Genomic DNA, 16,373 nt, shown 5'->3' with positions numbered 1-16,373 from the left:
CTATGAAAGCCTTTCAGAATTTGGGTTTTTGGTTTCGTCACCATCTGTATACCCTTATTCTAAAGGCTTTTCCAGCTTTTTTAGATGGTTATTACTACTTTTTTTCGCTCAATTGGGGTAACACTGTATTGAATCAACTTTAAAAATACTGGATAGCATTAAACTGTTTGTTTTAAAACGATAAACGGTATAATTATCTTAAATTATAAGATAATATGAGATTTCGTTATTCGCTAAACAACAGGCTTTTTTAATTGCAGTCCTTCACGGTGGCAAACCAAAAGATATTTTTTCTCTGTGAACTCTGGCTCTCAGGCACAACTCCGTTTAGTGGGAAAAGCTGTGAGGTGAATAAATTATTACGACAGTAGGCCATTAAAGTATTTGCGCTTAAAACAAATAAAAGATATGATCAGTGCAGCAATTACTTAATAACTAAACAATTTAATCACTTAACGAAGTCAGAAAGCATAAAGCAAAACGAAGATTTAACCATTCCACATTTTAAAGTTATGGACATTCTTTACGATAGTTACAGTCGGCCAGCTTCACTGGTTGCGACCAGTTTATAACATTGAGTATCTGCTCTTATCCTGCATCTAATCTCTACCTCACCTGTCTGAACACTGTGGCATGAACGATTCACTTTTTATCGATTTGACGGTTAAGGCTTCATTTCCTTGATCGCACAACTGGAGGTGTCAAACCATGAAAATGTCAAGAATCTGCCTGACCTTAGCTGCATTAATGCTGATCGTTTCCTGCAAAACCACCGAGCAATGCAAGATGAGTTTCGAGGAAGCCCGCGATGTAATGCTCAGCATGCAGAGTGTTCCTCTGGAGCCCCCACCCCGGAAAATGGACGATATCATAGCCCTGCTGGATAGCAAGCAGGATGCCGGTCAGGATCATATGGCGGATATTTTGCGTCGGGCCGATTATCCTACTCCGGCCGGCGTGAGTCAAGGTGACCTGTTTCAGTTTTATAAATCCCGCGGGCACGCTCGTTTTGAGCTCAACCGCTTCAGCGAGTCAAGCGACGATCTTCACCGGGCAATTTATATCGGCATGTCGGCCGACCTTAAGGATTCGAATCTATATCGCTGGCTTGCCGAACTGGAAATGCGCGCTGGGCAATACGAAGTAGCAATCGATCTTAGCAAGACCGCTATGGGAATGATCCACGAAGGGGCCTGGCGAAGAGGGCCTTACCTGGCTTTTCAAAGCCGGGTGCAGCATCGCATGGGTAATTTTTCGCGAGCAGGCCAATCTATAAAAAAGGCTTACAGCTATTATAAGTCGTTTCCGAGTTGGTTTCGGTACAGTATGACTGCTTACGGGGGTGATCTGGTGGATCAAGGTACCAAGAACGACATTATAGCCGCCGAGGCTGAACTGCTTGAAGCTAAAGGCCAGTATGCCAAAGCCTATAACCTCCGTGCCCGGGTGCTTAACTACTATTACACCCAGCGTAAGATGCTACCGCTGGGTGCGGTCTATGCCCGGCTTGCCCTAGCCAACAATCTCATGCACCAGAGCCGAATGGTTGAAGCAGAAAGGGAGGCCCGCGTTGCCGTCAGTGAAGCCATGGGTATTTACGGCAAGCGATCCGGCATCACCGCTGCTGCGGTGCGGACCATAGGAGAGATCATGCTGGCCAAGGGTGACCTACCCAATGCCGATATTCTTTCAACCACCCAGGTTGAAATTTTGGAGCATCTAAAGCTGTCCCTCGAAGAAGAGATCATGATCAGAGCCCAGCTATTCAGGGCTGACGTACTGAGCGCCGCGTATAACTTTTCTGCGGCCATAAATTATTACGACAGGGCCCTTGCCGGCATGCAGAACAACCTGTATTTATATCGGCGCCATACCGGAAGAAATCCTGGCCTGATTTTATGCCTGATCAAAAACCAGCGAATCCCGGAAGCCGAGAAACTGATCCGGGAAGCCAGGAGCTTTAATCGGCGTTTTCGATTGGAAAACCCCTACGACATTGCCGAAATCCTGGCACTTGAGGCTATGGCTTTACACGACAACCATAAGTTTCGTGCGGCCCATGAACGGTTTTCAAAAGCGATTCCCGACTTGGTAGCCATCATCAAGGCCCCCGACAGTAACTTTCAAAAACGTCGACGGGCCAACACCTTGCTACAATTTTATATCGATATGCTGCTTAAAATCTACTCGCAGCAAAAAGAAAAGGCATATGGTATCGACATCGTCGATGAGATCTTCAAGCTTACCGATGCCAGGTACAACCGGGTGAACAGCGCCCTGGACGAGAGTAGTGCACGGGCTGCCTCCCTTACCAATCCGGAACTTGCCGAGCTGGTTCGCCAGGAACAGGATGCCGGCAAAAAGCTGAGAAGTCTTGAGGCGGCCTTTCACAATGCCTTGGCTGCGTCGAGAGGTGCTCAGAGCGCGGCTTTGCGGACCTTAAAACGCGACATCCAGTCTCTGGTGGATGCACGCATATCCATTATTGCCCACATCGAGAAAGAGTTTCCCAAATACGCCGGTTACATTCGTCCCAGGGCGCCTGGTATAGCACAGATCCAGGAGCAGCTTGCATCCGAAGAGGCCTTTATCGCAATCTGGACCCTGGAAGACAAGACCTGTATCTGGGCAATCTCCCCTAGGGGAGACCCCGCCTTCGCGGTCATCGACCTGGGAAGAGAGGCTTTACGGCAAAAAGTCAGCCGATTGCGTCGGGCCCTGCGGCCCAATGTCCGGATGCTGAGCGAGATTCCCGAATTCGACATAGAAACCGCTTACGAGATTTATGATCGCATGCTGCGACCAGTGATATCAAGTTGGGGGAATGCCCGAAACCTGTTGGTGGTTATCAATGGGCCGCTGGACCAGGTTCCCCTGGGCGTACTTCCAATAAAGAAGGTAAAATCAGTTCCTGGAGGTACCCTGCGTTTTGAAGAATATCGGCACGTGCCCTGGCTGATCCGCAAGACTTCCATTACCAGGCTTCCGTCAGCTGCCATGCTGCTGACCCTGCGAAAGCTTCCCGCACCTGACCCGACGCGCGAACCATTTGCAGGATTTGGCGATCCTATTTTCAGCCTGGCCCAATTACAGGAGTCGCCGGTTACACAATCCATCTTGTCACAGAGAAGCGTGTTGTCGGGTGATATCGCCATTCGTGGTATCAGGATCAGTGACAAGGGCGATGAACTGGACAACTCCAACTTATCATCGGTTCGTATCGAACAGCTTTGCCGACTTCCGGATACCGCCGATGAGATCCGGAAAATCGCTGCAATCCTTAAGGCCGATCCTTCGCGGGACGTGTTTCTGGGAAAAGCGGCAACTGAGGCCACCATCAAGTCAAAGGATCTTTCACGGAAAAAGATTCTGGCCTTTGCCACGCATGCGCTTTTACCTGGGGACCTGGATGGTCTGACTCAGCCGGCCCTGGCCTTTTCCGCGCCGGAGGTGACCGAACTGGATGAAGACGGTCTTTTGACCTTGGGAGAAATTTTAACCCTCAAGCTGGATGCAGATCTAGTGGTACTAAGTGCCTGCGATACTGGGGCCGGGGACGGCATCGGTAACGAGGCGGTCAGTGGTCTGGGCCGGGCATTTTTCTATTCCGGTGCCCGGGCGCTGCTGGTCACCATGTGGCCGGTGGAGACAACCTCGGCCTACAAGCTGACCACCGAACTCTTCCGATATCAAAAGGAAGACATATCCCTTTCAAGGGCGCTTGCACATCAAAAATCGATGGTTAAACTAATGGATGGGCCTGGGCTGAAAGATCATGCCACAGGGGAGATTGTAGCAAGCTACGCCCATCCGTTTTTTTGGGCACCATTTATCGTCATCGGAGAGGGGCGTTGCATAGCCTATTGACAGAGATCATCGAGACTATACGAAAAGCCTCGACGATTCATAAGAAGGCTGATGCAATAATGATTATTTTATCCTATAGGGCATACGGCTTTTCGCTGGACGTAGTCGGATAGAGCAAAGATCTGTTCCGTGAAATATGATATATTTCACTATTGTTTTTTCTGACTGTATCCGTCTGTGTGAGTCTGTGATCAATCTATTTCAAATCAGTAAACGGAAATCTTAAGTTAGTATAGGAGCCATATCCAATGTTTTTCACAAAAGAATCTGGTTTTCCAGAGATCTGGATTCTCCGGCGCTGATGGTTCGGATGGCCGGCAGGCCTTTGACCGGGCATTTGTTTTCGCAAATACCACAACCCACGCATTGTTTTAGATCAACAAAGGGCAGTTGCACGGTTAGCTTTTTCCCGCCCGGCCGGAACAGGGTCTCTTTCTTTAAGTAAATGGCTTTGGGAGAGGTGGGGCAAACCTCCTCACATACGATACAGGGCGCGTTTCCGGACCAGGGAAGACACCGGCCTCTGTCCACATAGGCCGATCCGATTTTGATGGGCCGCTCGATCTTGTCTTTGGTGGTAATGTCGGCAATGGCCCCGGTTGGACAAACACTTCCACACAGGGAACAGGTGTATTCGCAGTATCCTTGCGTCATGATTAAACGGGGAGTCCAGAAGCCCGCCATTCCGGCTTCTCCAAGGGTGGGATTGATCACATTGGTGGGACAAACCTTCATACACAGCCCGCATCGCTGGCAAAGCTGCAGAAAATCCTTCTCCGATAGAGAACCGGGTGGCCGGATGAGTCGAGAATCCACCACTTTGTCCATGCGTCCATCAAGTCTTCCCAGAAGCGGTAGGGAGATACCGGCCAGAATACCCCCCATCACCGCGCGTCGGCCGATGTCCGGTTTTCGGTTTAATTTAAGTGGCCAGGCAAAAGAAAAAGCGAGCGCTTCCTCAGGGCATATGTTTTGACAGTTGAAACAGGCGAGACATTCGGCAGCCTCCCAAACCTGATCCGGATGAGGAGAAGCCGCTCCCTGTCAGTGTTTGACGCACAAATTACAATTTGTGCATCTATCTTTATACTTTTTCAGTTTAAGCGGGCTGACCCTTGAAAAGATACCCATCAGTGCGCCGAGAGGACAAAGCACGCGGCACCAGAAGCGGGGCCGGATCCGGTTGAGAAACAGAATAATCAGAAAGACCAATCCGATGAACCCGGCTGTTTGATAGGCCTGAACATGGTATCCGAAGACCGGCGACAGCAGGACTTCCGCACCATAACTGATCAGGTTCAATGCCTTGATATCGCTGCCGGCCATGGCGTCGAAAAGCAAACGGAGCCCTGCGCCGAGGCCGGGAAGCACCGCCAGGGCCAAGGATCTAAACAATAAGGCGATGGGATCCATCAGCCCGGACAGATTCAGGCCGGCCACGGCACCGATCAACAATAGCATAAGTAAAAAGTACTTGATCTTCTGTGCCTCAGTCTTCTGATTGGCTCGTATCATCCGATTCCCCTTAAGAGCCGGACGAATACTGCCGATCGCATGATGAATGGTTCCAAACGGGCAAATGAAGCCGCAGAACACCCGGCCCAGGAAAATAGTGATAAGAAGCACACCCAAGCCCAAGAGAAATCCAGCTATAAGACGATGCCCTGACAAAAGAGAGGTCAAACCGATAAGCGGATCGAGTTTAAAAAAAAAGGTCACCGGCTGGTCCAGCCTGATATCCTTACCGGTGGAAAAAGCGATGGAATAATCCATATAAATATCCTGGGAAAGTCTGCTTTCAACCAGAAGAAATAGAAACAGACACAAAAAAGCCGTTTGAATTACTCTTCTAAGCCAGACCAGATGCCGGATTTTCATAGGACCACCCTTTTGGTTTGAAGTTTTGTTAAATCATAGGTGCCCAAGCCCGCTTTTTGGCCCAGGTGAATATATCCGATTCTTTGCGGTTTTATGCCGAAAAGCATGCTTGCTCTGGCATCGGCTGCAACCGGATCATCGCTCAGAATCAAGGTGTTTTTAAACGTCACATCATTGGTGCTGCCTCCGGAAGGCCCGTTTTGAGTCATAATACGAATGGCATCGATCAGAGTAATTTCAGGCTTAAAAAACTGTGCCAGATCGACAATGCTCTGATGGATATCCTGGTGCAACGACCAGCGGCTGCCTCCGACTCCCCCGATCCAGTTTTTCATTCCCAGAGTGAGGGAGCTGAGGGAGTGGTGCTTGGCTACCGGGAGATTGATCACCTTATCCGCTTCCACCAGGGGAGTGAACACCGGCCACACATCCAGACGATTGCCCTTTAATTTCATCTTTTTCATTAAAGATGATCTTGGGTAAACCAGGTCGGCTCCCGTTTCCTTAGCCACCTTTCCCGCACCGGTCACGGCAAAACATCGCCTGGCATCGTGGATGGTATGATCGACAATTCGAATTCGCTTGGCACCGGCTTCCTGACACAGCTCGATGACGGCGGTCAGCACCTCGGGATGGGTCGTGGCTGCAAGCTGCGGATGCCGGGCCCAGGATATGTTCGGTTTGATTGCCACCACATCCTGGCGTGAGACAAAGCGTTGGATTCCCCCTGCGGCTTCAAACACCTTTCTGGTTAAATCTTTCACGGTAAAGCCATCTGTTGACCGAAGCCCTCAATCATAAACCCTTTATTTGCCCCCCATGCATCGGGCAGCGGGTATAAGGACCATTGAGCGGCGCCGGCAAAGGTCACATATCCTGACCAGCGCAAAAGCTTTCCGATTAATTCTCTGCGTGTAATAGGCTTGTCAAATTTCATGGTATTCTCCCTTGTCTACAGTGTTGATAGACGAAAAGTTATAAACTTTGAATAAAATGAATTGTACTAATGTTTTTGAACCGAAGAATATCGAACAAGGAATGATGAATGTCGAAGTTAGGCATTCTATCATTTTAATAAGAGAGAAAGATTGGAACGATTCAACACTTCATCAATGGAAATTTCTTGTTCGATATTCAAATAATGATAATATCTTGATATGATAAACAAGTAATTTTCTGTTACAGTGCCGTGAAGCGGCATATTCAAGTTTTTTACGAGCTCATAACCTTTCACTTAACCGGTTTGGTAAAAGGCATGGCCAACAACTGGTGGAAATTCAGCTTATCCGGATTGCGATAGGCCCCTACACCAATTCGTATTCTGTTCTGGTTTACATGGACAAGCATGGTGCCTAGTATCCGATCCCAGATGGAAAATATGGCGCCGTAGTTTGTATCCCTTTCCTTAATCACTACGGAATGGTGTATTCGGTGCATGGAAGGCGGTACAAACAAAACCAACCAGATGGCTTCGAGCCGTTGGGGAACCTTCAGGCTGCTGTGATGGAACTGGACATTCAGCACCACTGCGCTTTCATATATCAATACTCCCAGGTAACTGGCTCCTAAAAAATAGATGAGACCGATCCTGATGACGGCTGATATGGACAGTTCTCCAATATGAAAGCGGGTCGCGGTGGAGACATCCATGTTCAAATCGGAGTGATGAACACGGTGAAACCGCCATAAAAACGGGACCTTGTGATTCAAAAGATGCCAGACATACAACATGAAATCCATGAAAACCACTGTGGCAATGAGCTTGAGCCAAGCGGGTCCTTCAATCATATTGAGCATGCCCAATTCATTGGTTTGCACATACGCTGCCGTGCTTACCATTGCTGTTGAGAAAATCAGGTTCAGCAAGATGCTGTTAAATATGGTGAACGAGATATTGTTTATCCAGCGTTTCAATTTGGATACCGAGCTGGACCTATAAGGAACCAGAAGTTCCAGTGAAAAAAAGAAAAGGAGTCCTCCCCAAAAGAGCAACAGCCTTATAAAAGATTCGTTTAGGTCAAACATTTTTTATCTCCTTCCATCCGGGAAGCACCTGGTTGAGATCTTCCGGCGTGTCAATATCATGGAGAGGGCTGAGGGTTTTCACCCTTAACCCCTGTTTTTTTGCCAGGGCAAGTGTTTGACTGAATACCACATCGGTGCTCCATTGAATGCCCTTGAACAGATCAACAGGCTGATTTGCCCCAATCAGCCAGTACCCGCCATCGGTGCTCGGTCCAATCACCACATCAGTTTCGGCCAGGGCATTGAAGGTCTGTTTAAGGTGGTCCGTATTAAGCTGAGGGATATCGGTGCCTAGGAGAACCACCCGTTTTGCACCTGTTTGAAATGCATTTAAGAATGCAGACTGCATGCGCTCGCCAAGGTTTCCCGGTACCTGTCGAGACAAGGTTTCTTTTGAGCCGAGCCATCGACTCATTTTCTGCTTGCTGCCACCTGCAAAACAGATCTCCACTTCGATTTTGCGAGGTCTTGCAAACCTTCTGACCGTTCCCAAGATATCCTCCGTAAGCCGACGCTGAAGATCAGCAGCCCCCGCCGGGCCCAGGGCGGGAATCAAACGGGTCTTGCTTCGCCCCGGAACCGGATAGCGTCCGAAGATGATCAGCCGATCGGTTGAAGTGCTTTGATTTCTGTTCATATCTATCTTTCATTTGTTTCTTTGGCATGCATTTTCCGCCCAAACGGACAAACTTTAATACAAATTCCGCAAATGGGTACGCCAACTTCCGGGATTTGGGCGAATTCGCCGGTAACCTTTTCCACGCATCTGGAAAAATACATGGCTTCATTCCTGCTGTTATAATGGGTTTGGGTATTTACGCCTTTTATGGCCTGAGCCGGGCATGCATCAAAGCATGCGGTACAGTCTCCGCAGCGATTTTTAACAAGACCATCCACATCCAAAGGGGCCTGGGTGAGTATAGTGGCAAGGCGAACCCTGGAGCCGTATTGAGGGGTGATCAGAAGCAGATTTTTGCCCTGCCACCCCAGCCCGGCCATTCGTGCCACTGCCTTATGGCTGATGGCCGCATACCAGTTTTCCGTATCCAGAACCTGGGATGCAGCAATGGGGAGGCTATGAAAGCCATCGTTTTGCAAGGCCATTGCGGTGCGAAAAGCAATCTCATCTAAAATGAGATTAGCGGTGGTGTAGACTGATTTGTAAATGGGTGTCGGGCGGTCATCAATTTGCTCAAATACTGCCACAGGAAGCTTAACGGCGATTGAAACGGCACTGGTAAAAGGATCGAGCAATCCGGGCGGCTCTATTCTGAGCCCTTTCAATGGCTCAATATCGGCAATACCGACCAGATCAGCCCCAAACCCGGTGATTTTGTTTTTTATCATTTCAGTATAATTAAAAGTGTGCCTTTTTTTTCTGATGGCTGTTGTCAAGATCTTTTCCTCCTTTTTCATTCAAGCAAAGATGCAGCTTCACGATCCAACAGCCATATCAATTTGCCCGTTATTGGTTGAACACGTTGTGCCGGCAGTCCGGATGGAATACCTGTTAATGCTGATTTCACCACTGAGGCTTTTTGCTTCCCGGAAATCATAAACACAATTTGCTTTCCCCGGTTAATCACCGGAAAGGTCAGGGTCAGACGGCGGACATCCGGTTTTCCTCCCTTAACCGCCACCACCCATCTTTTCATTTCATTCAAGGCACTTTGTCCCGGAAATAAAGAGGCCGTGTGTCCATCCGTTCCGATTCCCAGGAAAATCAGATCAAAAAGGGGGAATTCGTGCTCTTTTAGTTGAAAAAATGTTACCAGCTTTTGCTGATACCAACGTGCTCCCTCCTCAGGGGAAAGATCATCCCGCAGGGGATGAATATGTCCCCGGGGGATGGGAACACGAGCGAGGAAGTCTTTTTTTGCCGCACCAAAGTTGCTGTCAGGATGGTTTTTTGCAACACAGCGCTCATCTACCCAGAAAAGATCTGTTTTGTCCCAGGGGATAGCCGATTTAAAAGGGTGTTCTCCTAACAGGCGGTGCATGGATCTCGGTGTAGAGCCACCGGATATGGCTACGGCAAAACGTCCACTTTTTGCAACAGTTTCTGAGGCGGCCTGGGAAAATATCTCTGCGCCTTTGCGTGCCAGGGTTGTAACACCGGACTCGATTATGATGATCGGTTTGCTGGTCATTTCTCAAAAAGTTTTATATTCACGGTATCCTTCTTTTTACCCACTGAACGCCTGATTCCAGCCTGAACTCAGGTCTGTATGGCTCCACCTCATGTAAAACCCGCCCCTGAGGTGCAGGTATAGCAGTGGTCCGAGACAGCAATAGGGTTTCCCGGTTGCGGTGGTCCTGACATATCGGAAACGTGTATCTTCCGCCCTCCCATGTAAAGCCGCCGGGCTAAATTAAAATCACAGTCATAAAGATAGCCGTCCCATGAAATAGATAGCATGGTCCGGCACATGACCTCTTTAACGGCACACGGATTAAAATGCGAAGCCAGTTTTTCGATATAATTATCCAGGTTTCCTGATTGCAAAAGCCACTCGCGAAATCTACCCAGGGGGACATTGGCAAAAGTAAAAAGATGATTAAAAGTAATCCCCCACTTTTTCAGCATGACCTGTCGGAATCGCTTTTGGGTCTCAGTTTGTGATGAAGGGAGAAACGCTCCCGAAGGGTTTGAGACCAGGTTCAGTTCCAGGTCGGTTCCTTTTTTCCCATACCCAAGGGAGTTCAGTTTTTTTAACGCATCGATACTCAAACGGAAGATACCCCGGCCACGCTGTGATTCAGTCTGACTTTCATTCAGGGAAGGGAAAGAAGCCACTATCACCACACCATGTTTTTTAAACAGTTCAAACAGATGGTCGCGGCTGCCATCATTAAGGGCAGAGAGGTTGGATCGGACCATGATTCTTGGCGCAAGGGGAGAGAGTCTCTTAATGAGGGAAACAAGATTGTGGTTCAGTTCAGGGGCACCTCCCGTAATATCTATGATTTCAAAGCAACTTCTTTTGGCATAATCCACAATCAGGTCCGCGGTTTTCGAATTCATATTCTCTTTACGGCCTGGTCCGGCGGAGAGGTGACAATGACGGCACTCCTGATTGCAGAGAAAACCCAAATTAACCTGTAAGGTCGTTGTTTGATTACGCTCCAATTTGAGAGCATGCCTGCTCAGGGTCTGGCGAAAAGGCCCTATGGCTGGACATCTTTTTTGTACATCCGTTTCTGTTGTGTGTGGTGATCGTTCGGAATACATTTTTGCAGTTTCCCTATACGTGTTGTTACAAAGACAGTTTTTCGGCTATGTTACGCATCTGAATACCATGTACCAGAGATGCGCCACCCCTTATGGCCGTTACCACATGGATCGCCTCCGTCATTTCGCCTAGATTCGATCCCTTTTCCAGACAGGCCTGGGTGTATGCATCAATACAATAGGGACACTGAATGGTGTGGGCCACGGCAAGAGCGATGAGTGATTTTTCCCTTTCTGTGAGTTCCCCTTCAGAAAATACAGCCCCATAATAATCAAAAAACTTTTTGGCCAGATCCTGCGCTTCCTTCCCGATCTCTTCGAACTTTGGAAGATCTTCCGGTTTATAATAAGTTTCCATGGCTGAACACCTCCTTATGTATTGTCCAATCGTCAGATTTTTATCTTTGGTTAAACAAATCGCTCGTCCCTGTTGGCCCCCATGTCCCTGAGTCGTATGTAAGCAGGTTGTCGCCGTGATTTTCACATGTTTCGCATTCTTTTAAAATAGGGGTGAGAAAGGACCAGCAAAGCTCCACACCATCCTGGCGCCAGAACAGCATATGATCCCCGATCATGCAGTCCAACAGCACTTTTTCGTAGGCATCCAGGTTGGGACCGGTATAGTTCTGATGATAATGAAAATCCATGGTTACGGATCTGAGGCATATCTTGGCCCCGGGATTCTTGGTCTGGAAGGTGAGTGATATTGCTTCATCCGGGTGGATCCCTAACATCAGGCGATTGGCAATGATCTGTTCCCCGAGCGTCCGGCGAAACAAGGAGTGGGGAACTTCTTTAAACTGAATAATGATCTCGGTTAACTTTTTAGCCAGTCTTTTTCCCGAAGCAAGGTAAAATGGAACACCCTGCCAGCGCCAATTGTCGATGAAAATTTCCATGGTGGCAAAGGTGGGGGTCAAGGAATCACTACGGACTCCCTGTTCGTCTCTGTAAGCCGGAACCCTTTTCCCGCCGATGGATCCAGCTCCATACTGACCAAGAACCAGGTGGTTTTGGAGATCGCCGGTGGGAAAAGGCCTGAGGGATCGATATACCTTAACCTTTTCATCCTGAACCCGGTCCGCCTGGAAAAGGGAGGGGGGCTCCATGGCCGTTAGGGCCAAAAGTTGCATCATATGGTTCTGAAACATATCTCTCAAAACCCCGGCCTGCTCATAATACCCTGCCCGGTGTTCCACCCCTAAGGTTTCGGCCGCGGTGATACTCACATGATCAATGTACCTTCTGTTCCATATCGGCTCGAAAATAGCATTGGCAAAACGGAACATCAAAATATTCTGCACCGTTTCTTTGGCCAAATAGTGATCAATCCTGAAGATCTGATGCTCCTGGAAGTACTCATGAAGGGTTCGGTCCAGATCAATGGCGGTGTTCAGGTCACGGCCGAATGGTTTTTCCACCACGATACTTGACCAACCGTTATCCTCTTCGTGTTCAACGGAAAGGCCGGTCATGCCCAGCTTTTGTGCGGTTGATTTATAAAGAGCCGGGGGAATGGCTAAATAAAAGACCCTGTTTCCTCCGGTGCCGTGCTTTTTATCCAGTTTTCTGAGAGTTCCGGCCAATTTTACAAAAGAAGAGGGTTCCATGTAGTCAAGAGCCTGATAGTGGAGCAATTGGGCAAAGGCCTCCCATTTTGCTACATCAAGATTTCCTGAGGTCAGCATGGCGGTTTTCATCTTGTCTCTGAATTGATGATGGGTCAGCTTTGTACGGGCACATCCAACAATATGGAAGGGATCGGGCAAGCCCTTATTCAGGTATAAATTAAAAAGAGCAGGGATAATTTTTCTGGCGGTTAGATCACCCGATGCACCTACAATAACGATCATACAGGAGTCCGGAATGCCATCTATGAGGCAGGATTCACGGGGAATCTCAAGATTCGGGGCGGTCGCTCCGGCTATAGTGGCATTTCCGCTGTTGAGTATTTTATCCTTGTGAATCATGTGAATATTTTTTCTCATCCATTACCTGACTTTTCACTTCATGCCTGCCGCTTTGGTCTTATGCCCGCCAAACTCCCGTCGAAGGGCGGCCACCACTTTATCTGAGAAAGAATCCTGTACTTGAGATCGAAATCTGCGCATTAAAGATAAAGCAATGACCGGTGCCGATACGCCGGTTTCGATCGCCTGCTGTATGGTCCAGCGGCCTTCTCCCGAATCTTCCACATACCCTCTGATATCCGAAAGTTTAGGATCGTCTCCAAAGGCGGATTCCATCAGTTCAAGTAACCATGAGCGAACCACACTCCCCTGATTCCAAAGGTGCGACACTGCGGCATAGTCCAGTGACTCACCGTAAGGGGATGCTTCTAAAATATCGAATCCTTCACCGTAGGCCTGCATCATGCCGTATTCAATGCCGTTATGGACCATTTTAACAAAATGTCCGGCACCCACACCTCCGCAAAAAAGATATCCTTTTTCGGGGGCCAGGGTCTTAAATATGGGCTCAACATACCGGTAAGTCTGTTTTTCCCCGCCAATCATCAGGCAATAGCCTTTTTCCAGGCCCCATATACCTCCGCTGACACCCACATCCATAAAATTAATATCACTTTTGGCAAGCAGGGTGCTCCTTCGAATATCGTCCTTGTAATAGGTGTTTCCACCGTCAATCACAATATCGTTGGGAGACAGTATTTTTTTTAGCTGGTTGATATGTTTATCCACCGCGGAGCCGGCCGGCAGCATGATCCATGCGATACGGGGAGGAGAAAGTTTATCCACCACCTGGGAAATAGAGTAGGCTCCGATTGCCCCTTCTTTGGCCAACTGGTCGGTCTTGCCTGGTGTTCGGTTAAAAGCGACGACCTGGTGCCCTCCCTGCAAAAGTCTTTTTGCCATATTCATACCCATTCGACCCAATCCGATTATCGCTAGTTGCATTTAATATCCTCCTGAGCCAATTTCAAAACGTCCCCTTTTGTCCGATATCTGCGTCAGGCTCAAATTTTAATCCTCGAAATACTCCATGTATTCCTGTGGTTAAAATTTTCACCTTCCTTGATCTCGAACAAAATTGAACATTTTGAAACTGGCTCACCTTGTATGAAAAGCTCTTTCTTTCAATTGCTTATCAAATATATGCATTTAAAAACATACAAAGGCATATTAACTTATTTCTCTCCCTTTACCGCCTTAATGATCTTTGGGATGAAGAATGAAAAGATGAACAATCCGATTGAAAAGAAAACCTTAAAAGATATCAGCTCTCCCCAGTTACCGGATGCCCATACCTCTTTTAATGTTCCGATAAAGAACGTGAAAATAAATGTTCCCACTATAATACCTAAACCGGTACCGGAAAAATAATCACGGAAGTGTACCTTGGTTAGCCCCATACCGAAATTCATGGGTGTGAACGGGAAATAGACCAGGCGCAGGTAAAGTACTGTGGCAAAACCGTTTCGTTCGATGCCATCGTCATATTTTTTAAGCCGGTCTCCGATCAGCGAGGCAGCAAACTCCCTTCCCAGGGTTCGTCCGATAAAGAATGCAGCGCTTGCGCCCAACATGGCTCCGATCCAGACATATAAAAAGCCCCAGTAAGCTCCGAAAATGGCGGCTCCCAGACCGGTCAGCAATGTTCCCGGCAAAAACACACAAACCCCAACGGTGTAGATCAACACAAACAGCACCGGCGCCCAGTATCCTGCTATTTCCAGAAAGTCCCCCAGGGCTTGTGCGGTAAGATAATTCTTAATCGGGGTAAAACGAATCAGGTAAATGGCCAAAATAATAAACCCAAGAAAGATGCCCGCCTTGAATAGGGCTCGACTCCGGCTTTTTACCGTTTGTGGTGTGGCTGCTTCCATGGTTTTGCTCCTTAGTGCCTATTCTTTCAGCTCACAGGCCCTGCCTTTGAGCTGAAAGAAAAATTTAAGCCCCTTTTTTATTTTTTCAGAAAATATTTTGGGAGAAAAGAACGAGCCGGCCACACGCTTGTTGATCTCACCAATCGTCGGATAGGGGTGAACGGCAGCAGCCAGGGTGGAAAGCTTCACTTTTCCGTTTAAGACAGCCACCCACTCCCCGAGCAGTTCTCCGGCATGGGGCCCTAAAATCTGAACGCCCAGGGGTTTTTCTTTTTCATCCAGGATCATCTTTATCTTTCCAATCCTTTCGCCCTCTGCCAGGCTGCGGTCATTATCTTTGAAGGCTTCCGTCCAAATGGAATATTTAATTCCGGCTGCCCTGGCGGCCTTTTCATTCATGCCAATGCTGGCAAGTTCGGGATCTGTGTAAGTACACCATGGAAGAAAGGTGTAGTCGGTCTTTCGGGGAAAATGTAAAATGGCATTGCTGATCACAATGCCCCCCTCATATCCTGCGGCATGGGTAAATTGATATCCACCGGTCACATCACCTGCCGCATAAATATGCTTGTGTTTTGTTTTCAACCGGTTATTCACCTTAATGCCTCTTGGGCTAGATTCAATGCCGATATCTTCCAGGCCAAGCCCTTCAACATTGGCACTTCTTCCCAGAGCAACAAGTATGGACTCCGCCTTCAAACGCCTGGTGTTCCCATCCGCATCCTTTATAATGACTTCTTTTTCAGAGCCTTTGTTTTTGGTTGCTTCAATGGAAGCGTTTAGATGGAATACAACTCCTTCGGAACGCATCACATTCATAACTCCATCCGCCATATCCTTGTCCTCTTTGACAAGGATCTGATTGTCACGATCAATAATAAACACTTTCGTTCCCAGACGGCAAAACGCCTGGCCCATCTCGATTCCAATGGGGCCACCGCCCAGTATAGCCATGGACTCGGGCAGATGGTCCAAAGAAAAAATTTCTTTATTGGTGATATATGGGGTCTGATTCAGGCCCTCAATGGGAGGAATTGCAGGTGATGAGCCCGTTGAGATCACCCAGTTCTTGGCTGAATATGTTTTTCCGTTTAACCGGATGGTGTGTTCGTCGGAGAAGGTCGGGCTGCCGAATTCCACCTTTACACCCAGAGAGCAGAATCTTTCTTCAGAATCATGCTTCTGAATGGTGCGGATCACCGATTGAATTCTTGTTGCAATCTGCCTATAATCCACCGGTGGTAATTCCGTTTGGGGAAGGCCAAATTCTTTTGCATTTTTCATAAAATGATAGATATGAGCGGATTTGATCAGGGTTTTACTGGGAACGCAGCCAAAGTGGAGGCAATCGCCCCCCAGTTCATTCTCTTTTTCTACCAGGAGTGTTTTGGCTCCAAACTGGGATGCCCCTGCCGCAACGGTAAGCCCCCCGGAGCCACCACCGATTATCCCAATATCAAAATCATATTCTGCCATGAGGTCCTCCCCATTGTACTGGTTTATAATTTTTTTAACGCAGATAAACAC

General features: G+C 48.1%; 15 protein-coding genes and 1 pseudogene. 1 reads left to right on the top strand and 15 read right to left on the bottom strand.

The features are described 5' to 3' along the window. Nucleotides 1-708: 708 nt before the first annotated feature. Entirely contained in the window at nt 709-3,867 is a 3,159-nt protein-coding gene (locus tag SWH54_11105; protein ID MDY6791801.1) for a CHAT domain-containing protein, read from the top strand. Nucleotides 3,868-4,122: 255 nt separating this feature from the next. On the opposite strand, the gene SWH54_11100 is transcribed toward SWH54_11105, so the two are convergent. The 15 genes and pseudogenes from SWH54_11100 to SWH54_11030 all read right to left on the bottom strand — a co-directional run bounded on the left by SWH54_11100 (nt 4,123) and on the right by SWH54_11030 (nt 16,322). Further along, complete coding sequence (locus SWH54_11100; GenBank protein MDY6791800.1) at nt 4,123-4,263, bottom strand: 4Fe-4S binding protein; 141 nt, start codon at nt 4,261-4,263, stop codon at nt 4,123-4,125. Between the two features lie 204 nt (nt 4,264-4,467). Next, nucleotides 4,468-4,860, bottom strand: a pseudogene (locus SWH54_11095) (4Fe-4S dicluster domain-containing protein). Nucleotides 4,861-4,911: 51 nt separating this feature from the next. After that, a complete protein-coding gene (locus SWH54_11090) occupies nt 4,912-5,745 on the bottom strand; it encodes a 4Fe-4S binding protein (protein MDY6791799.1) in 834 nt (277 codons plus the stop codon). Then, nucleotides 5,742-6,509, bottom strand: a complete 768-nt coding sequence (locus SWH54_11085) for a DUF362 domain-containing protein (GenBank protein MDY6791798.1) — start codon at nt 6,507-6,509, stop codon at nt 5,742-5,744. The genes SWH54_11090 and SWH54_11085 overlap by 4 nt, the downstream gene beginning before the upstream one ends. Beyond that, complete coding sequence (locus tag SWH54_11080; GenBank protein MDY6791797.1) at nt 6,506-6,682, bottom strand: hypothetical protein; 177 nt, start codon at nt 6,680-6,682, stop codon at nt 6,506-6,508. Before SWH54_11080 ends, SWH54_11085 begins: the two co-directional genes overlap by 4 nt. Before the next feature lie 293 nt (nt 6,683-6,975). Continuing rightward, entirely contained in the window at nt 6,976-7,770 is a 795-nt protein-coding gene (locus SWH54_11075) for a sterol desaturase family protein (GenBank protein ID MDY6791796.1), read from the bottom strand. Beyond that, on the bottom strand, nt 7,763-8,407 hold the full coding sequence (locus SWH54_11070) for a TIGR04282 family arsenosugar biosynthesis glycosyltransferase (protein ID MDY6791795.1): 645 nt from the start codon (nt 8,405-8,407) through the stop codon (nt 7,763-7,765). Before SWH54_11070 ends, SWH54_11075 begins: the two co-directional genes overlap by 8 nt. 2 nt (nt 8,408-8,409) lie before the next feature. After that, on the bottom strand, nt 8,410-9,165 hold the full coding sequence (locus SWH54_11065; GenBank protein ID MDY6791794.1) for a 4Fe-4S double cluster binding domain-containing protein: 756 nt from the start codon (nt 9,163-9,165) through the stop codon (nt 8,410-8,412). Nucleotides 9,166-9,182: 17 nt separating this feature from the next. Continuing rightward, nucleotides 9,183-9,920 (bottom strand): 6-phosphogluconolactonase, encoded by a 738-nt coding sequence (pgl, locus tag SWH54_11060; protein MDY6791793.1) that lies wholly within the window; start codon nt 9,918-9,920, stop codon nt 9,183-9,185. Nucleotides 9,921-10,009: 89 nt separating this feature from the next. Further along, complete coding sequence (arsS, locus tag SWH54_11055; GenBank protein ID MDY6791792.1) at nt 10,010-10,921, bottom strand: arsenosugar biosynthesis radical SAM protein ArsS; 912 nt, start codon at nt 10,919-10,921, stop codon at nt 10,010-10,012. A 106-nt stretch (nt 10,922-11,027) separates the two neighbouring features. Beyond that, on the bottom strand, nt 11,028-11,360 hold the full coding sequence (locus SWH54_11050; GenBank protein MDY6791791.1) for an arsenosugar biosynthesis-associated peroxidase-like protein: 333 nt from the start codon (nt 11,358-11,360) through the stop codon (nt 11,028-11,030). A 40-nt stretch (nt 11,361-11,400) separates the two neighbouring features. Continuing rightward, entirely contained in the window at nt 11,401-12,990 is a 1,590-nt protein-coding gene (gene zwf / locus SWH54_11045; protein MDY6791790.1) for a glucose-6-phosphate dehydrogenase, read from the bottom strand. A gap of 15 nt (nt 12,991-13,005) precedes the next feature. Continuing rightward, entirely contained in the window at nt 13,006-13,917 is a 912-nt protein-coding gene (gene gnd, locus SWH54_11040; protein ID MDY6791789.1) for a decarboxylating 6-phosphogluconate dehydrogenase, read from the bottom strand. A 230-nt stretch (nt 13,918-14,147) separates the two neighbouring features. Next, nucleotides 14,148-14,846 (bottom strand): TVP38/TMEM64 family protein, encoded by a 699-nt coding sequence (locus SWH54_11035; protein MDY6791788.1) that lies wholly within the window; start codon nt 14,844-14,846, stop codon nt 14,148-14,150. Between the two features lie 18 nt (nt 14,847-14,864). Then, a complete protein-coding gene (locus SWH54_11030; protein ID MDY6791787.1) occupies nt 14,865-16,322 on the bottom strand; it encodes an FAD-dependent oxidoreductase in 1,458 nt (485 codons plus the stop codon). Between the last annotated feature and the right edge of the window lie 51 nt (nt 16,323-16,373).

It is taken from the genome of Thermodesulfobacteriota bacterium, assembly GCA_034189135.1.
In the GTDB taxonomy this organism is placed as follows: domain Bacteria; phylum Desulfobacterota; class Desulfobacteria; order Desulfobacterales; family JAUWMJ01; genus JAUWMJ01.
Note: the sequence above shows the minus strand (reverse complement) of the source record. Positions and strands in the feature narration are given on the sequence as shown.

Excerpts from the sequence above, each read along its gene's own strand:
- SWH54_11105 (MDY6791801.1), top strand. The coding sequence starts at position 709 with ATGAAAATGTCAAGAATCTGCCTGACCTTAGCTGCATTAATGCTGATC.
- SWH54_11090 (MDY6791799.1), bottom strand. The coding sequence starts at position 5,745 with ATGAAAATCCGGCATCTGGTCTGGCTTAGAAGAGTAATTCAAACGGCT.
- SWH54_11080 (MDY6791797.1), bottom strand. The coding sequence starts at position 6,682 with ATGAAATTTGACAAGCCTATTACACGCAGAGAATTAATCGGAAAGCTT.
- SWH54_11075 (MDY6791796.1), bottom strand. The coding sequence starts at position 7,770 with ATGTTTGACCTAAACGAATCTTTTATAAGGCTGTTGCTCTTTTGGGGA.
- SWH54_11070 (MDY6791795.1), bottom strand. The coding sequence starts at position 8,407 with ATGAACAGAAATCAAAGCACTTCAACCGATCGGCTGATCATCTTCGGA.
- pgl (MDY6791793.1), bottom strand. The coding sequence starts at position 9,920 with ATGACCAGCAAACCGATCATCATAATCGAGTCCGGTGTTACAACCCTG.
- SWH54_11050 (MDY6791791.1), bottom strand. The coding sequence starts at position 11,360 with ATGGAAACTTATTATAAACCGGAAGATCTTCCAAAGTTCGAAGAGATC.
- zwf (MDY6791790.1), bottom strand. The coding sequence starts at position 12,990 with ATGAGAAAAAATATTCACATGATTCACAAGGATAAAATACTCAACAGC.
- gnd (MDY6791789.1), bottom strand. The coding sequence starts at position 13,917 with ATGCAACTAGCGATAATCGGATTGGGTCGAATGGGTATGAATATGGCA.
- SWH54_11035 (MDY6791788.1), bottom strand. The coding sequence starts at position 14,846 with ATGGAAGCAGCCACACCACAAACGGTAAAAAGCCGGAGTCGAGCCCTA.
- SWH54_11030 (MDY6791787.1), bottom strand. The coding sequence starts at position 16,322 with ATGGCAGAATATGATTTTGATATTGGGATAATCGGTGGTGGCTCCGGG.